Here is a 24,691-nt window from a genome sequence, read left to right on the forward strand (position 1 = left end):
CAAGAAGTAAGAGAGGACGAGGTCTATTTCTTAGTGACCCTGCCTCCTGCCTCTCTTGCGTCAACAGATGCCTCGCCATTGGCCATATCCTCTCGGGGCACGATGATCGGGGCAGCCTGCGTGGCTCGTAAACGCGAAACTACATGATAAAACTGCATTTCCTCGGAGGGTTCTCCAAAAGAGAAACTTTGAACGTTGCCGGGCACAGTATCCATCAACCGGAAGTTGCCGTCTGCAGAGTCACAGGAATAAATGTCATAGTAGTCCGGAAACGTTGGAATCCCCTGCACATAGAACACTGGGGCTGTCCAATAGAGCTTAAAATCTCCGTCCGTATAGGCCAGCCGCAGATCAACAACCCGTCCGGTTGGAACATTTGCAAGGTTCCCGATTTCCACGTACTCGCCATTCTGATAGAAAGGCTCACCCTGCCCATTCAGCCAGACAAATGAGATGTTGGGCGCATACAGCACCGCCCACTCCCCAAGACTGCCATTTATCTCCAGAGTGTCCCCACGAATCGACCAATCCGCATCCACTGGAACCGGACTCTCGAACAACCTGCGGGTCGGCGTGCCCCAATCCACAAAGGTGCATTGACGCGCGGCACCCATACGAATCGCACCGGTCACATCGTTTCGCACAACGACCGCCAACGACGCGTTTGTAGTTAACGAATCTACGGTGATGTAGCCGTTATGGCCGTGCGTAATCGCGCACGTCGCTTCAAAACCGCTGTTGTCTCCCACTCTCAAAACCGTCAGTCCCGAACTGCTGTACAGCAGCTGCGCCTGCGCCTGATTGGGGCGGCGCGGATAAAACGCATTGACGAATTTGACGGCCGTGTCCGGTGTCGCGTTGTTGATGTACATTCCCCAACCGCCTATGCTGCTTTCGTAGTAGTTGGAGTAGTAATACTGGTGCGTGCGGTCCGGAGGAGAAAGCATGAACATATCGGAATCCGTACGAAGTCCGTCTATGAACACACTATTTCCGGTATACGTGTAAATTTGACTGGGATGACGAATCAGGAATGAGAACGTGCTGGGGTTCGTCGCCTTTAAATCATCCAGCACAACCACGAGGTCGGGACGAACATACAGAATGTGCCGCTTAAACTTGGTCAGTCCCAGAACTGTCGGATAGGAGGTTGTCGCGTCTCCGACAACATAGTCCACGTTCTTCAGCATGAACGTGTCCGCAAGGTGAGGGTTCATCGACAATTCATCGATCGGCAGCGGCCAGATACCTTTCGTGCTGTCGCCTATCTGTCCTTGACCATTCACCAGTATCGTCGTTGTGTTGTACGTTCGGTGAAACGGCGATTGGAGTCCGGCTGCCTGCACGATGTAATCTCGGCCATATGAAAGCGTGAACGCATTCTGCTCTGGAAGGAAGTGTGAAGGTTCCCAAGCTCCCACCGGCCCCTGACCCCAGTATCTTTCATAGGCATTTCGCCCGCAGACAAGTCCGCATTTGAGAGTGACATATGTTGCGTTGGTATCCGCCCACGCACTGCGCCCAAAGTAGGTATCCTGATCGGTGGCGATCCACGATAAATCGGTTGGAACCACCTGCGGCACAGTGGGATCGTAGAAGAAGAAATCGAACGGCCCGTCGAGACTGTAGCCTATCCGGTTGATAACCTGCTGGCGCATCCATTGCGCGTGACCATCTCTGTACTCACGCGCCAACAGGGCAAGCTGGTCATCCGGCCCATACCATTCGTCGGCTTGAGCTTCATTGATCATCGGTACCTGCGTAACAATCGGGTGCGAGCCATACACTCGATACTTGGCCATGCTTTGAACCCACGGAGTCTGAAAATAGTTGATGTTCCGCTGTTCGCGCATTAACCACAGATGCGGCAGCATCGTCCACGAAATGAACCCCCAGTAGTTCATGGCTTCGTACCACGACCCGTCCGTGACAGGCCCGTAGAGCGCAAGAACATTCTGCAGATTATCAATCGCCATCTGTTCCCAAATCTGCGCCTGTGGCTCTTCCTCGTAAAGCGCGTAGCACGCCGACCCGAGATAGCTCATGCAGTTGATATTGTGATTGTGCATGTAAGCGTCGGTCCACCAGATCCAACGGGGTTCAGCAGCTGCCATCCGCTCCATTTGCGTGCGGAGCTTGATCCGAACCGTGTCGCGCTGTGCCTTCGTCCAATGCGGATAAAGCCAGTCATAGGCCAACGCCAAGGCGAAGAACGCACGCCCCGAATAGATGTCCATGTTCTGATTAGCGCCGGGCTCCCACTGCTCATACCGGCACAGCGCCATAGCTTTGTTCTTCGCGTTATTGATGTACGTAGGTGTAGGAGTCAACACCGCTTTCATGGCGGCAAGAGTGATCATCCTGCCCATGTTCGCGTAGCTGACCTCTTCCCAACGCTCCGGCGGCAGCGGCACGTAATTGAAATCAATTAGTACAGCTGTGTTTAATTGCTGGTAGAAACCTAAGTGGGTCGAAGCCGCCCGCGCCTGCAAGGTCGGGATTTCCGCAGCAGTGAAGAACAACTTCGGATGGACGGCCTCGTCAAACGTGGTGACGAGCATGGCAGCCGCATTATTGGAAGGATAGCTGTCGGTGCCCTGCGCCGTTAGAGTTGCGCGCAAGTAGTAACGCGACTCGAAAGCAGGTGTCCAATTGAACCAGAGGTCGGTAGTCTGATATCCGCTTAAGACGAAATTGCTGGAGTCCACCGCAGTCCACGAGCTGGAGTCGGTTGAAGCCCACAGCTTAACCTGTCCGGTTTCGTTACCTCCATAATTCCGAAGACGCACCCACACCGGACACGGCTGACCGACACTCGTCCCCAACCCGTAGTCCATATCGATAATTCCGGTGTCGTCAGGATTCTGCAACACCCAGCTCACGAGATTCTGTACGAGCAGTGCACGAGCGTTGCCGGACGTCGTAATTCTTCGGATTGATCCGCAAAGATACGCCTGTCGCGGCACGGCAGACACCGCGGCAGTCCCGACGGCGCTCTGAAATTGAATCACGAGCGTTCCGCCGTATTTCGGCATAACGCGATCCGGCAATGCCCCTGCCGGATATCCTGAAGCTGCAAAAGTCGTGGGCAGTCCGGCGGCAATTGGATGCGACGGCGCAACGACCTGATGCGTAAAAGACGACTGTTTTGTGCGCTGCCAATCGGCGTGAGTGACGTACTTTTCGAACTCGTGATAGGCACCTCCGAAGCTTCCGAGATTTGAGCCTTCCACAACAAGTCGGCCGCCCTGCTTCGCGAATGCCGTCAGAACAGTGTCGATCGTGCCCGTGCGGCGACGCTCTCCTCCGTGAAAGAACACTGCATCATAGTTCCACAGCGTATCGAGGACAGGCCACCCCTGCAAACTTTGCTGCCAGACCGTGACTGTATGACCCGCGCTCTGCAGCGGTATCTGAATTTCGCTCGTATACGGGCCTTGTCCATTATGATTGGACGACGCAATAATCAAGACATGCGCAGCGCGGGACTGGGCGGCAAAGGTCAGTAATACTATCAGGGCAGCGTAATTAAGAAGTCGTCGCATCTATTTCCGTGGTTTCCTCGTTGGGATCGCAAAGCAATCAAAATCCATACGTTTAAGGGTGAAAACAGGCCGCTCTCAAGCCCGAGCTGTTTTCCCACAATAGCATATAATTTACGTTCCATGTGGTCATTTCGCAACTGTTTAGCCGCGAAAAAATGAATCCGGTTGGCCCTCTAAAAGCAAAAGAAACAAGAGCAACCTCATCCTTTAATCGCCTGATGCCTATACTCAAGACAAAAGAGAGGATTCAGCTCACACCGGCTGCCAGCTGGGATGTCTGAGGAGGAAGAGTCACACTGCGCCGTCACGTGTGAGCAATTCCTCAAAGAACGCGAATGCAGATGTTTTTTCGTCACAGCGGACCCTCCTCTAAAAGCACAGATCCGTCAGCATGGCAAAGGCCCGGCAACGCTCCGAGCCTTCGTTCAATACCGTATCAAGCCTCACTTCAGGCAATCGGACGATTGATCCTCTGCAGAGCAATAACCGCCAACGGATAATAGAGCGCGTGTGGAAAGTCGAACAGACGATTGATTGCGGCAGCTTTGCGATACCATTCGGCTGCAGCGTCCGGATCGTCTATCATTTCATATGAATTCCCGATATAATATGACACACGCGCCGACCTTAGACCGCTGTCTTTCAGTTCAGAAACTGCAACACTGTAATTGTGCTCCTGGTGCGCGAGCAGCCCGCGTATGACATGAAGGGACGATGCAAGCGCTTCACCGCCCGCCGAGTCCGCCTCGCTCTTCTTCAGCAACTCAAGCCGTTGCACATCACGGTCAGTGCATTCCACACCCTTGCGCGGAATGTCTACGTAGATACACGTCCGGATACGGTGTCTGATTTCATACTGGTTGCGGTAGCCTGTTTGCAAGTCCGCTCCGCGGATTATCTCGAGGGACTTCTTGAGTTTCGCTTCTGCCTCATCGACACGACCGGCAAAACTCAGCACTTCACCGAGAATATCGTAGTTGTTCGCCTCGTCAATCGGACTTGACTTGATGTGTGCTGATTTTCCGCGAGCTTCAAGAACCTTGATGCAGCCTTTGTAGTCCTGTTCATACAGGTAGGTCAACGCTTCGGCAAGCTCAAGTATTAACTGCTCCGAAACTCCCGTCGAAATCCTCTTTTGCTGCGCAAGCTCCGCGCGCGCCTCGTTTGTTCGCTTCAGCATGCTTAGAATTGTGGCGATTCCGATCCGCGAGTTGATAAACCCCGAGTCAATCTCAAGCGCTTTCCGGTACCACGCCAGCGCTTCTTCATAGCGGCCGTTTCGGAGCAGGAACTCCGCGTACGAATCACACGGATTGGGTTCGTCGGGAAGCCGCGCAGCATAGGTCTTAAACATCTTCTCCGCTACTTCGGAGTTGCCAATGGCAAAGTATTCGTAGCCAAGCACGTTATAGAGATTCACGAGCGTTGAATCCAGTGCCAGCGCGCGTTCGTATGCGGCTATCGCGCTGTCGGGAAGCTCAAATCGCAGGTAACAGTCACCGAGCAGCCGGTGTGCCAGAGGATCCTTTGGACGAAGGTCTGCCAGTTGCCGGAAACTTGCGATTGTCCCCGCCTTGTCACCGGCCAGCGACAAACGCAGCCCCTCGATCCACAACCGTTCGGCGGGGGAAACTTTGTCGATCAGTTTGCTCGCGCGCCGCAAATTGTCATTGTCGGATCGTCCCAGTACCGAAACACCGAGCGTCAGGTTGGGCGGACTTCTCCGTTCTACGGGGCGCGCCATATCGTACGCCTGTTGCAGAGATTCATACTGCACGCCTTGCCGCAATTCGGAACAGGCCAGCCCCAGATAGCCCAGGGCAAAATCGGGATCGATCTCAAGCGCTTCCTGCATCTTGGCCCGCGCTTGGTCGGTATGAAAGCGGTCGCACAGCGCCATCCCTTCACAGAATAGTTCTCGTGCGCGCGCAGACTTCGTCGTAACCGGAATCCGCCCATCATCCTGCTTTGCACACCCGCCAATCAAGCCGCTCGCAAGGACAAACAACACTGCGATAAAAGTGGATTTTCGCATCTGCGACTCCTTTCCGCATCCTTTAATGTATAAGACGAGCAGATCCGCTGCAGGGTTGCGCCCAAGTCCGCCGGAACTCCTAACGCGCAAATTCTCGCCCCCTGAAATTCTGCAAAGGCCCGGCAAATCACCGGGCCTTTGCTCATTCAACCGCAAGTCATAAACAGACACGCTATCTGATCAAAACCATCTTGCGGGTCTCGGTGAATTGATTCGTCTTTATCGAATAGAGATAAATACCAGACGCGAACTCGGACGCGTCAAAGCTCACGGTGTAGGTACCCGGCTGCTGATGCGCGTTCACCAGCGACCTGATGACCTGTCCCATGACGTTGTAGACAGTCAAAACGACATCGCTCTCAAGCGGCAGCGCATAAGTGATCTGTGTCTGCGAGTTGAACGGATTCGGATAATTCTGCAGCAAAGCGAACTCGGTCGGGAGGATCGTTTCGCTGGGAGTCGCGCTGGCAAGCGCGAGATACTCGATATTGCCGCTCAAGTCACACACGCACAGGTGATAAGTATACGTCTGCTCATTCGCGAGCGGCCGGTCACGATAAGTATAGTGATGCTCCGTGCTGCTGTTTCCCTGACTCGGGATTCGCACAATTTCCGTCCACAGGCTCTCTCCGACCGTCCGCACGATGCTGAAGTAGTCAACATCGGTCTCACTGGCTGTCACCCACGAAAGGTCTACATAGCCGTTGCCTGCGAGGGCTGAGAATGATTGCAGGTTCACAGCCAGCTGCATGTCTTCGAGCACATAGTCCTCAACTTCGCCGAGCACCCAGTCAATATCATAGGTTCCCAGTCCGTTTGATGCTCCTCCTCCCCAATAGCCGCCATAACCGAACCGTCCGACCGGTTGACTCGTCAGCCGGAAGCGCATCACTAAGTCATAGCTCCCGATGGAATCCACTCCCGGATCGCAGAATGTGTAGGAAGCGAGTCCAGCCGCAACCGGAACATCCTGTATCACCCACTCATCGCACGGCAGATAGTCGTCCTCCGGCGTGCCAAGCGGGCCGTCATCGAAGTCTCCGTCAATATTGCCGTCTTTCCAGGCATTGAGGTATAGCGGTTCACCTTGATAGCGCTGCCCGATTGTAACGGTAACGTCCACCTGCACGTTCGAACCCGGTGCCCAGGGCAGATTGACAAAGTGAACACCGTCGTCGCACATGTCAAGATTCAGTATGCTCGGCTGAATCTCGGCATCCACGCATTCGCCCAGCCATGCTTTTTCAGAGAGCGGGTGCGCCGGGCCGCATGACTCCACATCGATTGTCGGATAGTCCATTCCCAGATCCCCGTAATCGAAATTCGGACAGACCACCACAATTGCCTCGATCTCTGTGTGCACTCCGTGATTCGGGTTGTACACTCCGGAAAATTGCTGCAGATGGTCGGGCGTATTCTGGCCGGTGAAATTCTCCCAGAAGTCCGGATCGAAGTCATATCCGTAATCACTCGCCGAAATGATTCCTCCCGGCGAACCTGAACCCGCCACAACATAGTAGTCATGGGACACGTTCCCTGCATCGTTGTGCACCATCGCCGCATGCGGAGGCGGATACATGTGCGGAATCAGCCAGCCATTCCACACGACTCCCCCGCCGCCCAACTCGGCCACGTCACGCATGGGATCGCTCAGCGAAAGCGTCTGCACGGCGTTTTGCGAATCCACACCCGCAACCGTCAAGTAATGTCCGCCGATGCGGTACCACATGCCGGCGTCGTCCATCTGCCAGAACCCCAGCAGGATGATGACATCCTGACTAAGATTCACCTCTCGATAAATGTGGTCAAAAGTCGGCTGCCAGATAATGCGCACGACATAGTGCCCGTGCAGATTCACTTGCGGCAACTGCAGATAATTCTCAATCATCTGTTTCATCTGCTGCGGCGTTATTCCCAGTGCACCGATTCCGCCGGGTGATTGATTGCCCAGCAGAGTGATGAAAGGGATCACGTTGGCAGGGTCGTGGTCGTCAATTGCGGCCATCAGAGCACTCACCAAACTGTAGTGATCACTGAGGGCCGGAGGCCGCACCTGTGAGCCGGGCGGCAGCGAAATACACTTGATCATTTCGAACTTGGAGTCGAACCACCAAAGACAATTCCCGACGGCCACTGGTCCGCACCAGTTCCATTGTCCGAACTGATTCGTCCAGCCGTCTTGCCTCTGATCGAAGTCCGGCATGCCATCGACCCGCATCGGCATTGGCGGCACACCGACCATGTGCTGTGCGTAGTCTTCGTAACCGTTCTTCGTGACCCAGTGTGCCGAAACATCGGCAGCCAGCATAAGCGTGAATACGGCACACACGAAACAACATAGCACTCTTCTCATACGACCTCCTGTCGGCAGCATCTCTGGACTGCCGCACAGACTTTCATTCCCTCGGAGCGGCCGACACGGCCTAAACAAAAACCACCAGTCTCCCGAGGACGGCTGGTGGCAAGGTGCGCTCACTGACTCAGTTAAAGGCAAAAGCGCAGACGCTCGATCTTGCTGAGCCAGCCCGCAGTTGCCACAAATTGATAGGAATAATAGTACGATGAAATATGCTCGGTCGATTTCGGACACGCAACAGTTGATTGCCGTGAATTGCTTCGCTCTGCACGAATCGCACAGTTTTGTTTGGCTCCTCGCACGCAAACTCATGGATACGCATGCAATCTCCTGCTTCGCACAGAGGCCGCATGACCCTGTTTGAAACTGCCCCCTCCATAATGTAACACTATCACGCGCGGCCGCGCATCCTTCAAATTGTCCTCTGCTTGGCGGTCCAATGGTTCCTCGGCGACTCCTCTTCTCTTCGCTCGGCAGATTCCTAACTCCAATGCCAAATCCTGGCAACTCACTACTGAACAAACGATTACCAAAAATTTACTTTTTTACAAAAATAACTTGACATTACGTAAATTCAGTTGTATATTAGAGCCACTCATCTGACCGCCTCCGTATTTACCCCGCTTCACCCCCAATCCCGCTCCCCTTCCTTTGACCTCCTGAACTTGCACAACCCCCGCGAATTCTGTATATTCCTGATTATCGAATTTATGAACTTAAGACAAGAAGGAATAACACGTTATGGTTCGCGTTGAGTCTACGCCCGAGTTTGTCGCCGAAGCCTACCGCAAAATGGATGAACGAATTGCCGTCGTCCGCAAACGTCTGGGCCGCCCGCTGACCTTGGCCGAAAAACACATCTTCGGCCACCTCGATGATCCCCACACCGAAGACCTCGTCCCCGGCAAGTCTTACTTACAGCTCCGCCCTGACCGCGTCGCCATGCAGGACGCAACCGCTCAGATGGCCCTCCTGCAGTTTATGTCTGCCGGCCTCAAGAGCGTGGCAGTCCCCTCGACTGTGCACTGCGACCACCTGATTCAAGCGCGGGTTGGTGCCAGCGAAGATTTGCAGAACGCGGTGGTGACCAACAAGGAAGTCTACGATTTTCTGCGCAGCGTCTCGCAAAAGTATAATATCGGATTCTGGAAACCCGGCGCCGGCATCATTCATCAAGTCGTCCTCGAGCAGTATGCGTTTCCCGGCGGCATGATGATCGGCACCGACTCCCACACGCCCAATGCGGGCGGTCTGGCCATGTTCGCCTCGGGCGTCGGTGGCGCAGATGCGGTGGATGTGATGGCGGGGCTGCCGTGGGAGGTGCTCTTCCCGAAACGCATCGGCGTGCATCTGAAAGGCAGGATGAACGGCTGGGCCTCGCCGAAGGACATCATTCTGGTTGTCCTCGGAATTCTCACGGTCAAGGGCGGCACCAACGCCGTCATTGAATACTTCGGTGACGGAGCCGAGTCCATTTCGGCCACCGGCAAAGGCACCATCTGCAACATGGGCGCGGAACTCGGTGCCACCACATCCGTTTTCGCCTACGATGCCCCGATGGAACGCTACCTGCGCGCCACTGACCGCGCGAAACTCGCCGAACTCGCCAATCAATATCGTCATCTCGTGACGATGGACGAAGAAATCTACAAAGCTCCCGAGAAGTATTTCGACCGCGTGCTTGAAATTGACCTGAGCAAACTCGAGCCTTACGTTGTCGGGCCGCATTCACCGGATGCCGCGCGCCCGATTTCCGAATTGAAAAAAGCCGCCAAAGAGAACGGCTGGCCCATCAAGCTGACGAACGCGCTGATTGGCTCCTGCACCAATTCGTCTTATGAAGACATCTCACGCGCCGCCGTCATCGCGGATCAGGCCGCCGCACACGGCAAGCAAGCCGCGATCCCGCTGTATGTCACTCCCGGCAGCGAGCAGGTCTTCCGCACAATCAAACGCGACGGCCAGATGCAGCGACTCGAAAAAATCGGCGCAATGGTGCTGGCCAATGCTTGTGGTCCCTGCATCGGCCAGTGGAAGCGTGACGACGTCGGGAGCGAAGAAGCAAACTCGATTATTTCTTCTTACAATCGCAACTTCCCGGGCCGCAATGACGGCTCGCCGCACACGCTGTCCTTCCTCACCAGTCCTGAAATTACTGTCGCCTATTCGCTGGCCGGCACACTCGATTTTGATCCGCTGCACGATGTGGTGCCGGGCCTCGGTGTCAAGCTGACACCTCCCGCTCCGCAGCCGGATCTGCCCGCAAAAGGCTACGTGCGCGACACCGAAGGGTACATTGCTCCCGCCAGCGGAGACGTGGAAGTCATCGTGGATCCCAAGTCGGATCGTCTGCAGATTCTTGAACCATTCGAGCCGTGGAACGGCAAGGACTATCTGGATCTGCCGCTGCTGTTGAAGGCCAAAGGCAAGTGCACGACGGACCACATCTCGCCGGCCGGCAAGTGGCTGAAATATCGCGGTCATCTCGACAACATCTCCAACAACATGTTCAGCGGCGCCATCAATGCCTTCGACGGCGAGCGCGGCACCATCACGCATCCGTTGACTGGAGCAAGGAAAGTCGAAACTTCCAAGGCCGCGCGCGATATCAAGGCGCAAGGACAGAAGTGGGTCGTCGTCGGGGATGAGAACTACGGAGAAGGCTCCTCGCGCGAACACGCCGCCATGTCACCGCGTTTGCTCGGCTGTGCGGCTGTGATTACCCGCAGCTTTGCGCGGATTCATCAGTCCAATCTCAAGAAGCAGGGAATTCTTCCATTGACCTTCCAGAATCCTGATGACTACGAGAAGATTCAGGAAGGCGACAAGATTTCTCTCTTGGAACTCGCTTCTTTGGCTCCCGGCAAACCGGTTCAGATGATTGCCAAGCACGCGGATGGTTCTTCAGACTCGATGCTGCTGGACCATACGCTGAACAGCGAACAAATCGCCTGGTTCAAGGCAGGCAGTGCGCTGAATCTGCTGCGCGCGAAAGCCAAGTAATGGCCGAGTCGATTCATCCGCAGGTTCGGATCGGACACGTGCATTTGAAAGTTGCGGACCTCGACCGTGCTCTCGAGTTCTACTGCGGTGCGCTCGGCTTCGACCTTGTGCAGCGAATGGGCAGGGATGCGGCGTTCATTTCCGCCGGCGGCTATCATCATCACATCGGTCTCAATACGTGGCACAGCAAAGGCGGTACTCCCCCGCCCCGCTCGCACACCGGACTCTATCACGTGGCGATTCTTTATCCTACTCGCGCGAGTCTTGCCGATGCTTTGAAACGCTTGATGGCTGCCAACATCGCGCTGGACGGTGCCTCCGACCACGGCGTGAGCGAAGCGCTCTACCTGCACGACCCCGACCACAACGGCCTTGAACTCTATTGGGACAGACCGGAGGCCGAATGGCCGCGCGACTCCGGGGGCAACTTACGAATGGTAGTCGATCCGCTTGACTTAGATGACTTGCTGTCGACATCGCCGTAACGAAAGCGCCCTGTCTGATTCGACAGGGCGCCTCACTCCAAAGCCCGACTGCGTCTACTTATGAAAAATCAGCGCGGCTCCAGCGATAATCAGCGTGAATCCACCGAGAATCTTCGGCGTAATTGGCTCTTTCAAATAGAAAACTGAAAACGCGCAGAACACCGCCAGTGTAATCACTTCCTGCATCGTCTTCAGCTCCGCGCCGGAAAAGTGCTTGTAGCCGTAACGGTTCGCGGGAACCTGCAGACAGTATTCGAAGAACGCGATACCCCAGCTTGCGAGCACGACGCTCCACAGCGGTGCCGCGCGAAACTTCAGGTGCCCGTACCATGCGAAGGTCATGAAGATGTTCGAGGCCAGCAGCAGGCTGACCGTCAGCAAAGTGGTTTGCAGCATCTCAGTGTCCGTTGAGTTTGCGTCGGCGTTCCAGCGCACGCAGCCGCGCCAGCGTCTTATTGCGGATTTTCATCTCTGAAGAGCGCAGCACGTCCGAATTGTCCCCGTGACGGCGGTAGCGGTAGCACACCTGATGCACGCGCCCGATTTCGTACTTCTCTCCGCATTTCAGCACGAGGTCGTAGTCTTCGCCGTAGTGGCCCAGTTCGCCTTCGTCGAAGCCCCCGAATTCGAGAATCACGCTGCGATGCCAGCAGCGAAGCGCTCCCGCACCGTCGCGGCGCAGGATGTTGTTGCGGTTGTATTGTTCGTGTTTGATGACTCCGAATTCCGGCAGCACGTTGCCCTCCACGTCCATCAGTTCGTAATAACTGATGGCCAGCCCCCACGTCGGGTTGCAATCGAGATGCTCGGCCATTGTGCGCAAAGTGTGAGGCAGGTGTTCGTCGTCGCTGTCCAGCTGTGCAATGTACTTCCCGCGCGCGGCCCGCACACCGAGGTTTAAGGAAACCGAAATAATGTTGCGGTCGTTCTCAATGAGCTTGATGCGCGAATCCTTCGCCATATAGTCTCTCACGACGTCCCGCGTAGTGTCCGACGATCCATTGTCTACAATGATATACTCCCAGTCGGAGATGTCGGCGGACTGCACGGACTCGATGGCTTTCCCGATGAACGCCGCACGATTATAGACGGGCGTCACAACGGAAACGCGCACGTTATCCCCGCACAAACCTGTGGACGTTCCGTTGCCTTTCGAGCTCGCGCTGTTTGCCGACGGCTGATTCGTTCGCGCGCCTTCCAGCCACGCGTGTTCGCGTTTAAGAAAGGCATAAAACACCTCTTCGGTGTGCCGTTCGGTTTCCTTGTCCATGAAGAGATACGAGAAGCCGCCCAATGCACCGCGCCCGGGATAAAAGAGCTTCGACTTCATCGCCTGTTCGGCGGCGTCCGCTTGCGGAGCTGGAACGATAGCTAACGCGCCGCCGATGTGCACGCGAGTTTGGTCACCCCAACTCTTCAGCAGCAGGTCATAGAATGCGGCCTTGTGATGCGCTTCATCGAGTCCGCCGATTGCATTCAGCCAGTCGACGCGCACGGCCCACGCCGGACCCCAGTCTTCGCGTTCGGTGATATCGCCGATGTCCGACCGCACAAGCTGGACCGCGTCACCGTTGTGGTCGCGCCACGCATAGTCGCCATAAAAGAAGCGCGCCTGAGGAAACTCTTTTGCCGCGTGCAGCAAACGCTTTTGCCAGCCTTCCGCCAGTCCGAGCAAATCGGCAGGCAGAAACAGCAGCAGCCCCGACTCCGCTCGCCGCGCGGCTTCGTTCATACAGGCGGCAAAGTTTTCGGCATCCGCCTTCAGGCGGATGGCCTTCGTCGAAATCGGCGCGGCACTCGCCGCGAAGAGTTCAAGTGAGTCCAGTTCGTGCATCGGGAAATCCGGAGTGATTCCGGTTTCCCCAATTTGAGTCCATACGGAAAGTTTCATGCGACTGCTTCGCCCGCTCCTTGCGGGACTGATTATTGTGATGAGTGTATCGCTCTCTCGAGCAGAGGGAACGGGCTTCGCGCTCGCGCTGTCAGGCGGCGGGTCGCGCGGATTCGCACATATCGGAGTTTTGCAGGCACTCGAAGAAGAAGGGCTGATTCCCGACCTGATTGTCGGTTCGTCCATTGGCGCAATCGTTGGCGGACTCTACGCTGCCGGTTACACGCCGCAGGAACTGCGTGAAATTGCGGTCACGACCGACTGGAACAAACTCTTCCTCGACCAGCCCAAGCGGCGCAATCTCGTGCTTGCGCAAAAAGAGAATATGGGCCGCGCGCTGCTGACATTGCGTTTCCGAGGTTTCGTTCCGGAAGTTCCCCTCGCTGTGTCCAGCGGACAGGATTTATATGACTACCTCTTCGACCTCGAGCAGCGCGCGCGTTATCGCGCTTGGAATAATTTCGACGACTTGCCGGTCAAGTTTCGCACCGTCGCCACAGATATCGTGCACGGCGAACCGTACGTGTTTGACCGTGGAAGTCTCGCGGAAGCCATGCGCGCCTCGTCGTCACTCCCGCTCGTTTATATCCCCTATCCACTCGAAGACCGCTTGTTCGTGGACGGCGGCGTCACGGAGAACATTCCGGTCGAATTGGCCCGACGCACAGGTGCCAGGCTGGTGTTGGCCGTCGATCTGTCGTCCAACGTAAACCCTGACGAACGCATTGATCAGCCGTGGAAGATAGCCGACCGCGTCACAACCATTCTGCAATATGACCAGAATGAAGCGTCGCGACTCGCCGCAGATATTGTGATATCTCCCGACATCGGCAACCGCTCATCTACGGACTTCTCTGGTGTTGAATACTTAATCATAGAAGGATACGTCAGCACCAAGCGTGTGATCCCAAGGCTTCGCGAGTTATTGGCGGACAAGCAGATAACTCCTCTGCCGCGCTTTGCGGCAAGTCGCAACGGATTGCCGGTCAGCCAGCGTACTCTTGAAGAGTTCGAGGCAAGTGATACTTCGAAGTCGATCCATGCCACCGAGCGTGTGATACACGACGGAGTGACTGTGTTCCCCGACTCTCTCATCCAGAACCTTCCGCCTGCGGACGTGGCAAAGATCTATCGTGACCGAGGCTACACGTTGGCTCGTCCGGTCGAGCTGCGTCGTGCTCCCGACGGCGCGCTCTACTGTCTATGGAATGAGGGCAGACTGACTTCCATCACGGTAGACGGGCTGAGCAACAGGCGCTCGTTTCCTGTCCGGAGAGATTTTCCGATTCGAGAAGGAGAACTATTCGACGCGAAGCGTGCTCGGCGTGGCATCTCTCAGCTGCAGGGCACCGAGCGATTTGATTTGGTCACCCTCGCGCCGGAAGCGACCGACACCGCCACAACGTTGAAGATCCGTGTTGTGGAGCGCGCCACACCACAATTGCGCGTCGGCGCGGGATTTTCAACCGATCGCAAGGGTCGGGGATTTCTCGAGTTTGTGCACGACAACCTCGGCCCCGTCGGCGGCCGCGCAACGCTTTTCGGGAAGTATGGAGAATTGGACGAAACCATCTACTTCGAACGCAGATGGAATTCGATTTTCCGCAAGCATCTTACGGCGGAGTTTCGAGCGAGTTGGGATCGAGAAGAGCACCGCGTGTTTGACTCGAATCACGAACCGATTTCGACATTTACGTTCGAGCGCTTGGGAACAGAAGCTTGGGCGGGTGGCGGGTTTCGCCGCTGGGGAGAGTTGAGTGCAGGCCTCGGCTACACGGATTACAGCGCGGCGGGAGCCGTGGATGACGAAAAGGCCAATCTCCTGTGGACAGGTCTGCGCACACACGTCGACACGCAAGACCGCTCCCCGTTTCCCCGACGCGGAATTCTCCTGCGCAGTCAATATCTGCTCTCGCTCCGTGCCAGCAATGAAGAATTGGTGAATCGATTAACCGCAAAATTCACCGGTCACTATCCACTTGAGCACAGGCTGATATTGGGACTGCGCGGAAGTTATGCTTGGAACGATTTCCAACTGCCGCTCTGGGGGCAGCATCCCTTCGGAGGAGAGCACGAAATGCCCGGACTGCACTATGGCGAACGCTTCGGCAATTCAAAACTTTCGGTGCAGACGGAATTGCGGTATGACCTGCTGTCGCGCCTGCTGGCGGATGCCTATCTGTCATTACTCTATTCGGTCGGTGGCGTGACTCAAACATCGGTCCCCGCACCTGCCGCCCAAGATTACCGCCAGAGCATCGGCCTGCGTTTTTCGCTGTCCACGTTATTCGGTCCGATGTGGCTGACGGCATCGCAGCTCTTAAAGAGCGAAGTCGAGCAGGAGTGTTTTCACATCTACCTGAATCTCGGTCACGAATTTTAGAGTTCGCTAAAGTTCGTCCAGCTTCAGCCACTCAAGGCTTTGCACGACCGGCAATTGAAAGGCCCGTTCGCGATCCAAATCCAAGTCGCTTACGTGCACACTTTGCGGCGCCTGCACCCACTTATAGATGGACAGGACAAACAGCCGCGCAAACTTCTTCACCCACTCCCGCAAGCGGCCCGGCTGATAGGCAGGGTCAAGTCTCCGTAACTCCTCATCGCTGAACTGCTCCTGCAGTCTCGCCAGAACCTCCGGCAGCGTCAATTTGTGACCCGCAAACAATTCAAAGCACGCGTCCAGCACGGGATACGGCATCAAGTCTCGCTCGTCTTCCTGATTGTCGGCCAATTCGGCGGACGGTTTGAGCTTCAGCAACTCGGCCAGCGCGCGAGATTGAAGCTGCTGCTGATAGTGCGCGATCAGCGCGGTGACAATTGTCTTGGGCACATTCGCAATCGGAGCGTAGCCGCCGGACAGGTCGCCGCCAATCGTCGTATAACCGACTGACTTCTCGGACATATTCCCAGTCTGCAGCCACAACCCGTGCGCCTGATTCGACCAGTTCCACATCCGCTGCGCGCGCACACGCGCCTGAATATTCTGCTCAGTCAACGGAGAGAGACTCGCGATGCCGCACATGCTTTGAACCGCCTCGCGTTCACGCACACAGGCATCTTCAATGGAATCTTCACGGAAACTGACTCCCAACTCTGCGGCCAATTCCCGTGCCACGTTGCGCGTAGCGGCGGAGTTGAAATGCGTCGGAAGCGAGAAGGCGTGGATGAATTCGCGCGGCGTTTTGCCGAGTTGTTTGGCCACGTCGCAGGCAAGCAGCAACACCAGCGCGGAATCCTTGCCGCCGGAAAGCGCGATACCGAGCTTCTCGAACGCGCCCGTCTTGCGATAGTAGTCGGTCACGCCGAGTGTCAGCGCGGAGATGATGTCTCCAAAGAAGTCCGTTGCGTTTGGAACAATTGCCGGCGTATCCGTCGTCAGTTCAACCACCGCCCGCTGCTCAACCCAGCGCGCAGATTCGAACAGCAATTCGCCGTTACGCGCAATCAAGCTCGAACCGTCAAAAACTAATCCGTCGTTCCCGCCCACTTGATTGACGTAGACCAGCGGAATCCCTGCCGCGAGCGAACGGTTCTTCAGTAACTCACGTCGTGCTTCCACGACTCCGTTTCGCCACGGTGACGCCGAAAGATTGATAGAGAGCTGCGCACCGCGTTTTACGTGCGACTGCAGCGGCCCTCCCCTGACCCACAGGTCTTCGCAAATCTCAAGCGCAATTCTTCCGAATGGAGTGTCAAACAGCAAATCTCCGAACGGATAGCCTCGATGCTCTCCTCTCTCCCCGCGCTTGCCGGTTGTCAGCGTGCGCGCCTCGTAGAAGATGTTGTAAGTCGGCAATTCCTGTTTCGGCACGATACCCAGAATCTTCCCGTAACGCAGGAGTGCCGCGCAGTTATACACATGCCCTTCGCGCGCGACGGCCACTCCCACAGCAAGATACATCCGCGTTCCTTTGAACTCTCCCGCAATCCTCAACAACTCTTCCCATTGCTGCTCGACGAACGTCGGCCACAGCACAAGGTCTTCCGCCGGATAACCGCCAATCACCATTTCACTGAAGACGGCGATATCGCAGTTCTGCGCCTCAAATTCCCGCGCCGCCGCAATCACACTATCTGCGTTCGAGCGAATGGCTCCGACGGTGGGATTGAGATTGGCTAAACCGAGACGCATGGGAGGAATTTCATTATTGCTGAGTGGAAAGAGATTGCAGGATACTACGGCTCATTTCTGAATGACGGGCAATCCGGTGGGTCCGCCAAGACCGCGTTCACGCAGGTGCGCGGCCCACGCCTCAACGCGCGGCAAGGCGTGCTCCAGCGGAACAAGATAGCTTTCAAGCAGCCAGTGCGGCAATTCGCCTTCGGCGTGTAAACGTTCCAAAGGCACGCGTTCCAGTGCGGCCAGCAGCGTCGCGTGCGCGATCTGAAACCCTGCGAGCGTTCGCTTCCACTCTTCGCGACGTATCGGCCGAGTCAATTCATCAAGACGCAGATCTCTCTGCTGCATGACCACCTCGAGCGCCCGCACCATCCGTTCGGCGCGGGAGGATAACTCGGCAAACAGCTCATGCACACTCTCGCCTCCGTCCAGCAGCAGTTCAAAGCGCTCAGCCGGAAGCTCCTGAATCGCGCCGAGCAGACGTTCGAAGCACGATCCGGCGGCGGTGATGTATTCTTCGCGAATCATCTTGACGGAAGTTAACTCAATCTACAATAAACGGCAAGGCCCGTCAAGCGACGAGCCTTGCTTCAGACCGCGGTGCGCTAAGTTGCGCACCTCATAGGCCTAGATAACACTGGACCACCTCCTCTCGGCTTGTGAAACCGATAGACCGCCCCGACGTCGGACGGCTACCCCAAGATAACACGGCTTGCAGGAAAACGCAAGGGCGGACGGTCACAAACCTAAAAAAGTCCGGCCAGACTTAAAGTGTCGCTAAAACTCTATGGTTAATCCGGCGCGATGCCCCTCGCCCAACTCCTCCCGATAGGGCAAAAAGGCATAATCCACGATGAATCGCTTGTAGTTCAGACCCGCGCCAAAAGACAGCCCCTGCGCCTCCAGACCTGTTACATAGCCAAGCCGTAAGGCGAGGAATTGTGGAGCCTTATACTCCACTCCGCCGCAGAGGCGCGGTGAATTATCCCGCACGGCGAATCCTTCGGCAGTCAAAAGCAGGCCACCTGCCGTGCCCAGTTCCTGATCCCATGCGCCGCCCAGCCGGAAGGTCGTCGGCAGAGTCACATCTTCCGTCGCATACTGGTTGACATTCCCCAAATGATTGACCGCCGCACCGATCCGCAGCGGCTCCAGCGGTGAATCCCAGAGCAAGCCTCCGTCCGCCGACCAGCCTTCGGAGCTTTCGAAAAGAATCTTGGAGTGCAGATAGCGCGCGGTCACACCCGCGTTCAGCGTCGGCAGCACTTTCCATCCCGACGCAATCCCAACCGCGGAAAAAGTCGCTTCAAAAGTTCGAATCGGGTCACGCGTAGGCGCGGTGCGGTATTCAATATCGGGAACACTCGTGCCCCAGAAGTGCGGAGCAACGGACAGCGATTTTGAGCGAATGAGCAAACTGAAGAAATTCGCCCGCGTATCACCGAAATGGCGTGTGGTCAGCGCTCCGAAGCTCGAATGCCGAAGCTTTGCAAGAGCAGCCGGATTATGCGCAGCCGAAGTCGGCCCCGTAACCAATGCCGCGCCTGCGCCGCCTAAAGCACTCTCGCGCGCACCCACCGGAATCTCCAGAAAGGTGAATCCCGTTTGCGCCTGTGCCAGCGAGCACATCAGTATGATGATGACGAGGCTTCTTATCACAGTATGTCCTTCATTCTTTAGAACTCCACTCCCCAGCTCACCGCAATCGCATCATCCGGAGCGATACTTTCCAAAGTGTAAGTCAAATCCACTTTTGAGAGCACTTTCCAGAACTCGAATCCGAGACCGATGCCGAAATTGAGATTGTCGTGGTCGAGTCCGACCCGTCCCGCCACCCACTGACGGTCCGTCACCCACGTGCGCCCTTCGGCTCCGACGTGCACTTTCACTTCCCCTTCTTCGCTGCCTTCAATGTCCAGCGCACCGAGCAGCCCCTTCTGCTCATAGGCCGCGCCTAAACGATACTGCAGCGGCCACTCGTCGACTTTCGACGTGCCCTGACTCCAGTAATTGGACGTGTTCCACGTCGTCTTGGTGTTCACATCTTTCAACTGCGCGCCAAGTCGCAGATGCTCAATCGGCTTCGCAAAGATTCCGGCATCGACTCCGAAGCCGTTGCCGTTCACGGAAGAATTGTCATCCGCGATTTTGCCGAACGTCTCGTAGACGACCTTGGCGGCGATTCCCGCTCCGATTTTCTCGGTGAACTGGACACCGAAGCCGAATTGAAACACATTCGAGGACATGTCAATCATCTCGAGCGGCCTGCCGTCGAAGTCGCGCGAGTCAATATCACCGACACCGGCATGCAGCCAGCCGACCGCGACGCCCGCATTGACGACTTGTCCTTCGGCAGCTTTGGGATGCAAAGGGGTAGAGAACGCGAGATAATCCACGCGCCGGTCGAGCGCCATGCTGCGGCTCGACGCACTGAACTCGGATGTAGTGTGAAAGGGCAGCGCACCCGGATTAAAATACAGCGCGGAGGGTCCTTCCGCCACCGCAGTGAAGGCATTGCCCATTGCCTGCGCGCGCACTCCGGCACCCACACGCGTAAACGCACCGCCCAGTCCGCCGTTGGTTCCGGCGTGAAGCGATGTAGCAAGCAGCAAGCTGAGTATGATGTATCTCATGGTCATCGCTCCTAATCCAGAATAATCAGCTTGCCCCAGACTTCGCCGCCGGGTTTCTCAACTTTGTAGAAATATGTGCCGTTGGCTACGTCAACGCCGTCCTTTTTGCCGTCCCATGTCAAATAGTCTTCTCCCGGATTCAACGTCTGTGCAGGGAGCGACACCACTTCGCTCATGGCAAAGTCATAGACTTTCAAGGTCGCTGCGCCGCCCGGCGACTCCACGCGGATACGCACCACGGCGAAGCGCGACGGAGCAAACGGATTGGGATAAGCATACGTCTCCGCGTCACGCGCGGAACTTGCGAGCGGCTCGGCCGTCTGCAGCACGTGCCAGCGTGCACCGTTTGAAGCACTCACGGCCAGCCCGTCCAGTCCTCCTGCCCACAGCCAATCACCCGGCTCTTCCGCAAAAGCGGAATAGATGGGATACTCTTCCAGCCGATGTCCGGCGCGTGCGGAATCAACAATTTGCGGAAAGAGCTGCCAGTTCACTCCGCCGTCTATCGTTTTCCACAAACCGATGTCATCGCATGCGTAGGCTGCCTCCCCGTCGAAAGCGAAGGCGTGCACGCGCGGAGTTTCGCGGCGGCCGATGGCCTGTTGAATCTGTGCTTCAGTCAGCGTGACTTCCCATGTCGCACCGCCGTTGGACGTCTTGGAGACTGCATAGAATTCGTTGGTGCTTTCGGCGCGCCACGTGGCGGCCCACACCGTGTTGGTCGCGGGCTGATAGTCGAGTGCGGTTACAAAGTTGCCGCTGATGCCCGCGTTGACGTGCGTGTATTGCTGCCACGTTTGGCCCTCGTTCGACGAGCGGAAAATTCCGGCCGCAGTGCCCACCCACAAGTTTGTGCCGTCCGCCGTCAGACTGAACGAGCGGTCGGACAGTTTTGCACCGGTGTTGAACGGCGTTCCGTCCGGTGCAATCACGCGCCAGCCGAGCGTGTCTTGAAATCCTGTGTAGTCGCTGGCCGCAGCATGCCGACGCAATCCCCCACCCTTCGAAACAATCCATACATAGTTCGGCGTGATGGCAATCGCGTAAGTGATGTTATCCACGTTCGTCGCCGTCGGCCAATAGCCGAGCACGGTGTCGAGTCCGGTCTGCCGATTCAACCCGTAGATCGGATCACGCGGCTGCGGAAACCACGTCCACGTCGTGCCTTCATTCCGCGTATAGGCCAATCCGCCGCCCGCGCCGCTGATGCCCACAGTCGTATCGAACGCGAAGCTCGCCCAGATAATCGAATCCGTCACGAGCAGTCCGGAGACTCCGCCTTTGCCGAGTCCCTGTGCGACACCATAGTTCAAGAACTGATACCGCTCATTTTCCGCCGTGCGCGTGACGTCCACCGTCAGTTTGGTCACTCCGTTGCCTGTGCCGAGCCAGTAGACGGGGCGATGGTCGCTTAAGATGTCAATGATGACATTGGAGCCAAGCCTCGGTTCGGGGTCGGCATCGAGCGCGCGCGTCATCCGGTCGCCCGACAAGAGCGGAGAATGCGGAGCAAACTGCGCGAAGGCGGAGGTCACGAAGAGCAGTATGAGTAGGTATGGCATATGGTCTCCCTGTGTCGCCCGCTATTTGAAAGTCGAAAGCCCGAAATCGCCGCTCGGCAGATTCACGCTCAGCACTGTCCCGTTCTGAATGATTCGCGTGCTGTCGAGAAGATACTCAGTAGAATCGCCAGACGCGGGGTCAATCGAATAGAAGCGGAAGTAGTAGAGATTGTTCAGGAGCGTCGGATTGTTGGGCACCAGCAAATAAGACGACGCAATGTTGTCACCCGACGTTACATCCGGCGGCACGCCGTCGTTGCGCAGAAAGAAGTCTGGGAACGTCTGCGGCGGCCAATCGAGGTCTTCACGCCTCACGTCAAACCACACGGCTTGCGTCTGCCGCCATCCTGCAAGCTCACAATCGTCGTAGGTGATATGGAAAACTATCGTGTCAACATCCCCGGGTGCTTCAGGACGATAAAGCGTGTCCGGCAGCTGCGGATTGGAAAGTTCCGGCAGCAGGTTTTCAAACGTCATGCCGACATTTGTCCAGTCACAGTTTAGTCCGAAGCGTGTAAAGGCTTCAACCCGCAAAGCGTAGTTGTCCCCTGAAGGAGTCAAGCCAAACAAAGTCGGTGCAAGTTCAAATGACCATTGATTACCTGTGCCGGCGACCATTTCCGTTTCCCACCAGACGTCATCGCCCGATATCCACTTTACGCTCACAGAATCAATGTCGTAGTTCTGCGGCTGTGTGATAGTCACGGCAAAGTCAATGCTCTCGAAACAGCCGGGAAAACCCAGATAGACCGGCACATTGTCAAACACACAGTCTTGCAACTCCCGCAACTCAACCTGAACATTGTTGATGCGCAAACTGCCATGCGCGGTTTGTGCGGCAAAGTCAAACGAGTAGACCCCCTCGCCCAACGCGCAGAGCAAGTCTCCGCGAAGGCCGCGTGTGAACGTGTAGTTGTTCGGCACCACGTCCAGCGACGTGCCGGAGGCGAACTCAGGCGATGCAAGCGGAGTCGCTCCTCCGTCGTCATAGAGGTCAAAGGTCAACTCACCGGCATTGTTCGGTTGCGTTACTGTGCAGCGGACGGACGTCACTTCCGGCGCGTTTTCAACGCGCACCATGTAGACATAGGTGGACTCTACATCACACAACAAGAAGGCCGGTGCAGTCACAACAAAGATGCCGGGGGAAGGGTCGGCGGGTTTGGGGTCGTCTTCGTCGCAGCCGACCAGCCAAGCAGACAACACTCCGAGCAGAATCAACACTCTCCACATCATACTCACACCTCCAGTCTGCCGAAATGAGCCAGCCACAGGCCGTGCCGCAGTCCGCGCTCCGACACCTTGCCGGACTCGATACGAAGCACGTCAAACAACTCGCGCAGAAGCAATGTGCCGGCCAGAACAAATTTCCCGCGACCCGGCGGCATGGCGGGCAGAGCCTGCAGTTCATCGGGATGCCGACCCGCAAAGCGGCCAATCATCGTGTCGAGGTCCTCAATCGTCAATTCGACACCCGCGATTTTTTCCGGTTGATAGCGCGTTAGATTGATTTTCAGCATCGCGAGCGTCACCGGAGTTCCTCCGACCAGCACCCACGGCACGTTTTCATGCGTGTCGGGAGAGAACAAATTACCTTGCACGGTGCGCACTTCGTGGCGCAGACGCGTAATCTGCTCCGGCGCGGCGGGTTCGGTCAGCGAGAGGAAGCGCTTCGTCAGCGTCACGGCTCCGGCCTCCAGACTCACGCTCTGTCCGGGCTGCGTCCCCTGTCCACTAATGACTTCCGTGGATCCGCCGCCGATATCAATCACATTCACGCGCTCGTGCGGCAGCAACTCCATCGCGGAAACCGCTCCGGCGTAGGTCAACGTGGCCTCCTGCGAGCCGGAGAGAATGTGCATGTCAATCCCGACAATATCGCGCACCGCCTTCTGAAATTCTTCGCGATTCTTGGCCATGCGCATCACGGCGGTCGAGCACGCCACGACTTCCTGCGCGCCGTTTGCGCGAAACTCCCGCACAAGCTCGTGCAGCAAATTCACGTTCAGCAGAATCGAATCCGTGGGCAGCATCCCGTCCTCGGTCAGCGCTTCCCCCAAATGATTGGGAGTCAGCGAGTCCTTCACAGGCCGCAGCGTTTCACCTTCGCCTTCGGCCAGCAGGGCGAGCGTGGTATTCGTGCCAATATCAATTGCACCGGCTCTTATCATTCAAAAGTCTCCGTATAGAGCACTTCCATAACTGTTCTGCCGACCTCGCCCATACTGTGGGGCGAACACTTGTCCGGCGTGTCTTCCAGCGTATGCCAGTATTTGTAGTCCAAGTCAATTATGTCAACAACGGGGATTCCCTTTTCCAGAAATGGAATGTGGTCATCCATCACGGCTTGACCGGGTTCGCGCACAAACGACATGGCTTTCACACGCTCAGCGGCGGCGAACACCTTGTCCACAATCGGGCGCGCATAGACATACGAATTCAGCTCGTAGGGGATGCGCAAATCCTTCTCGGAAATCAAATCAAGCAGAATCCCGTAGCGCGGCTGGGGAATTGGCTGCGTGCGCACGAAGTGCCGCGAGCCGAGCAGATAGTCCTCTATGACTTCTTCGCGGCCGTAGTCCTCCCCATCGAAGAACACGATGTCCACTCCAAACTTCACCGGCTTTAAGTAAAGCTGCCGCGCGATTTCGAGCAGGATGGCAATCTGCCCCGCTCCGTCATTGGCTGCGGGAATCGGTTTGCTGTGATTCTTGGGATCGGGATCCCTGTCTGCCGTGGGCCGCGCGTCCCAGTGTCCGCAGAGCATCACACGGTCAGCGGCCTTTGGATTGATTTGTCCGATGATGTTATACAGGTTCAGCGTCACGCCGCGATCGACGCTCGTATACGTAAACGGCTGCACCCACGCCGTATCACACCAGAAACTCAACTCGCGCAACAGAAACTCGCGGCAGGAGTCTGCTTCCGGAGAATTCGGCACCCGAGGTCCGAACGCGACCTGCGTTTTCAAGAGCAGCATCGCGCGATCCTGATCGAAGGCGGATGCGCTGTTTCCCAAACTTAGAGTCGCAAGCACAAGCAATAATATTATTTTCACAGG

At 56.5% G+C, this 24,691-nt stretch carries 16 protein-coding genes; 3 read left to right on the plus strand and 13 right to left on the minus strand.

Translation table 11 applies throughout. The annotated features are described in order from the left end of the window. Window positions 1-23 precede the first annotated feature (23 nt). From KJZ99_04740 to KJZ99_04750, 3 genes are all read right to left on the minus strand, one after another. On the minus strand, window positions 24-3,545 hold the full coding sequence (locus KJZ99_04740; protein MCL4305198.1) for a DUF4962 domain-containing protein: 3,522 nt from the start codon (window positions 3,543-3,545) through the stop codon (window positions 24-26). Window positions 3,546-3,993: 448 nt separating this feature from the next. Beyond that, window positions 3,994-5,580, minus strand: a complete 1,587-nt coding sequence (locus KJZ99_04745) for a tetratricopeptide repeat protein (GenBank protein MCL4305199.1) — start codon at window positions 5,578-5,580, stop codon at window positions 3,994-3,996. Between the two features lie 172 nt (window positions 5,581-5,752). Next, window positions 5,753-7,933 carry a T9SS type A sorting domain-containing protein gene (locus KJZ99_04750; GenBank protein MCL4305200.1) on the minus strand — a complete coding sequence of 727 codons (2,181 nt, stop codon included), beginning with the start codon at window positions 7,931-7,933 and terminating at the stop codon, window positions 5,753-5,755. Window positions 7,934-8,677: 744 nt separating this feature from the next. Here KJZ99_04750 and KJZ99_04755 point away from each other — a divergent pair. Beyond that, window positions 8,678-10,939, plus strand: a complete 2,262-nt coding sequence (locus KJZ99_04755) for an aconitate hydratase (protein MCL4305201.1) — start codon at window positions 8,678-8,680, stop codon at window positions 10,937-10,939. Next, entirely contained in the window at window positions 10,939-11,424 is a 486-nt protein-coding gene (locus tag KJZ99_04760) for a VOC family protein (protein ID MCL4305202.1), read from the plus strand. The genes KJZ99_04755 and KJZ99_04760 overlap by 1 nt, the downstream gene beginning before the upstream one ends. A 54-nt stretch (window positions 11,425-11,478) precedes the next feature. Here KJZ99_04760 and KJZ99_04765 read toward each other — a convergent pair whose 3' ends face one another. After that, window positions 11,479-11,820: a DMT family protein gene (locus KJZ99_04765; protein ID MCL4305203.1), complete on the minus strand. Its 342-nt coding sequence runs from the start codon at window positions 11,818-11,820 to the stop codon at window positions 11,479-11,481. Between the two features lies 1 nt (window position 11,821). Continuing rightward, a complete protein-coding gene (locus tag KJZ99_04770; protein MCL4305204.1) occupies window positions 11,822-13,315 on the minus strand; it encodes a glycosyltransferase in 1,494 nt (497 codons plus the stop codon). Here KJZ99_04770 and KJZ99_04775 point away from each other — a divergent pair. After that, the gene (locus KJZ99_04775) at window positions 13,314-15,698 is read left to right on the plus strand and encodes a patatin-like phospholipase family protein (protein ID MCL4305205.1); all 2,385 of its coding nucleotides are present in this window, start codon (window positions 13,314-13,316) and stop codon (window positions 15,696-15,698) included. The two genes, KJZ99_04770 and KJZ99_04775, sit on opposite strands and share 2 nt — an antisense overlap. 6 nt (window positions 15,699-15,704) lie before the next feature. Here the strand turns inward: KJZ99_04775 and nadE are convergent, their stop codons facing one another. The 8 genes from nadE to KJZ99_04815 all read right to left on the minus strand — a co-directional run bounded on the left by nadE (window position 15,705) and on the right by KJZ99_04815 (window position 24,688). Continuing rightward, the gene (gene nadE, locus KJZ99_04780) at window positions 15,705-17,456 is read right to left on the minus strand and encodes an NAD(+) synthase (GenBank protein ID MCL4305206.1); all 1,752 of its coding nucleotides are present in this window, start codon (window positions 17,454-17,456) and stop codon (window positions 15,705-15,707) included. A gap of 42 nt (window positions 17,457-17,498) precedes the next feature. Then, complete coding sequence (locus KJZ99_04785; GenBank protein MCL4305207.1) at window positions 17,499-17,963, minus strand: hypothetical protein; 465 nt, start codon at window positions 17,961-17,963, stop codon at window positions 17,499-17,501. 249 nt (window positions 17,964-18,212) lie between these two features. Beyond that, the gene (locus KJZ99_04790) at window positions 18,213-19,094 is read right to left on the minus strand and encodes a PorV/PorQ family protein (protein ID MCL4305208.1); all 882 of its coding nucleotides are present in this window, start codon (window positions 19,092-19,094) and stop codon (window positions 18,213-18,215) included. Window positions 19,095-19,111: 17 nt separating this feature from the next. Next, complete coding sequence (locus tag KJZ99_04795; protein MCL4305209.1) at window positions 19,112-20,068, minus strand: hypothetical protein; 957 nt, start codon at window positions 20,066-20,068, stop codon at window positions 19,112-19,114. 11 nt (window positions 20,069-20,079) lie between these two features. Then, entirely contained in the window at window positions 20,080-21,630 is a 1,551-nt protein-coding gene (locus KJZ99_04800; GenBank protein ID MCL4305210.1) for a hypothetical protein, read from the minus strand. 21 nt (window positions 21,631-21,651) lie between these two features. Further along, window positions 21,652-22,866, minus strand: coding sequence for a hypothetical protein (locus tag KJZ99_04805; GenBank protein MCL4305211.1), 1,215 nt, complete (start codon window positions 22,864-22,866; stop codon window positions 21,652-21,654). Window positions 22,867-22,868: 2 nt separating this feature from the next. After that, a complete protein-coding gene (locus KJZ99_04810; GenBank protein ID MCL4305212.1) occupies window positions 22,869-23,801 on the minus strand; it encodes a hypothetical protein in 933 nt (310 codons plus the stop codon). Further along, the gene (locus KJZ99_04815; GenBank protein ID MCL4305213.1) at window positions 23,798-24,688 is read right to left on the minus strand and encodes a M28 family peptidase; all 891 of its coding nucleotides are present in this window, start codon (window positions 24,686-24,688) and stop codon (window positions 23,798-23,800) included. Before KJZ99_04815 ends, KJZ99_04810 begins: the two co-directional genes overlap by 4 nt. Between the last annotated feature and the right edge of the window lie 3 nt (window positions 24,689-24,691).

The sequence above is a fragment of the bacterium genome, assembly GCA_023382385.1.
Taxonomy (GTDB): domain Bacteria; phylum Electryoneota; class RPQS01; order RPQS01; family RPQS01; genus JABWCQ01.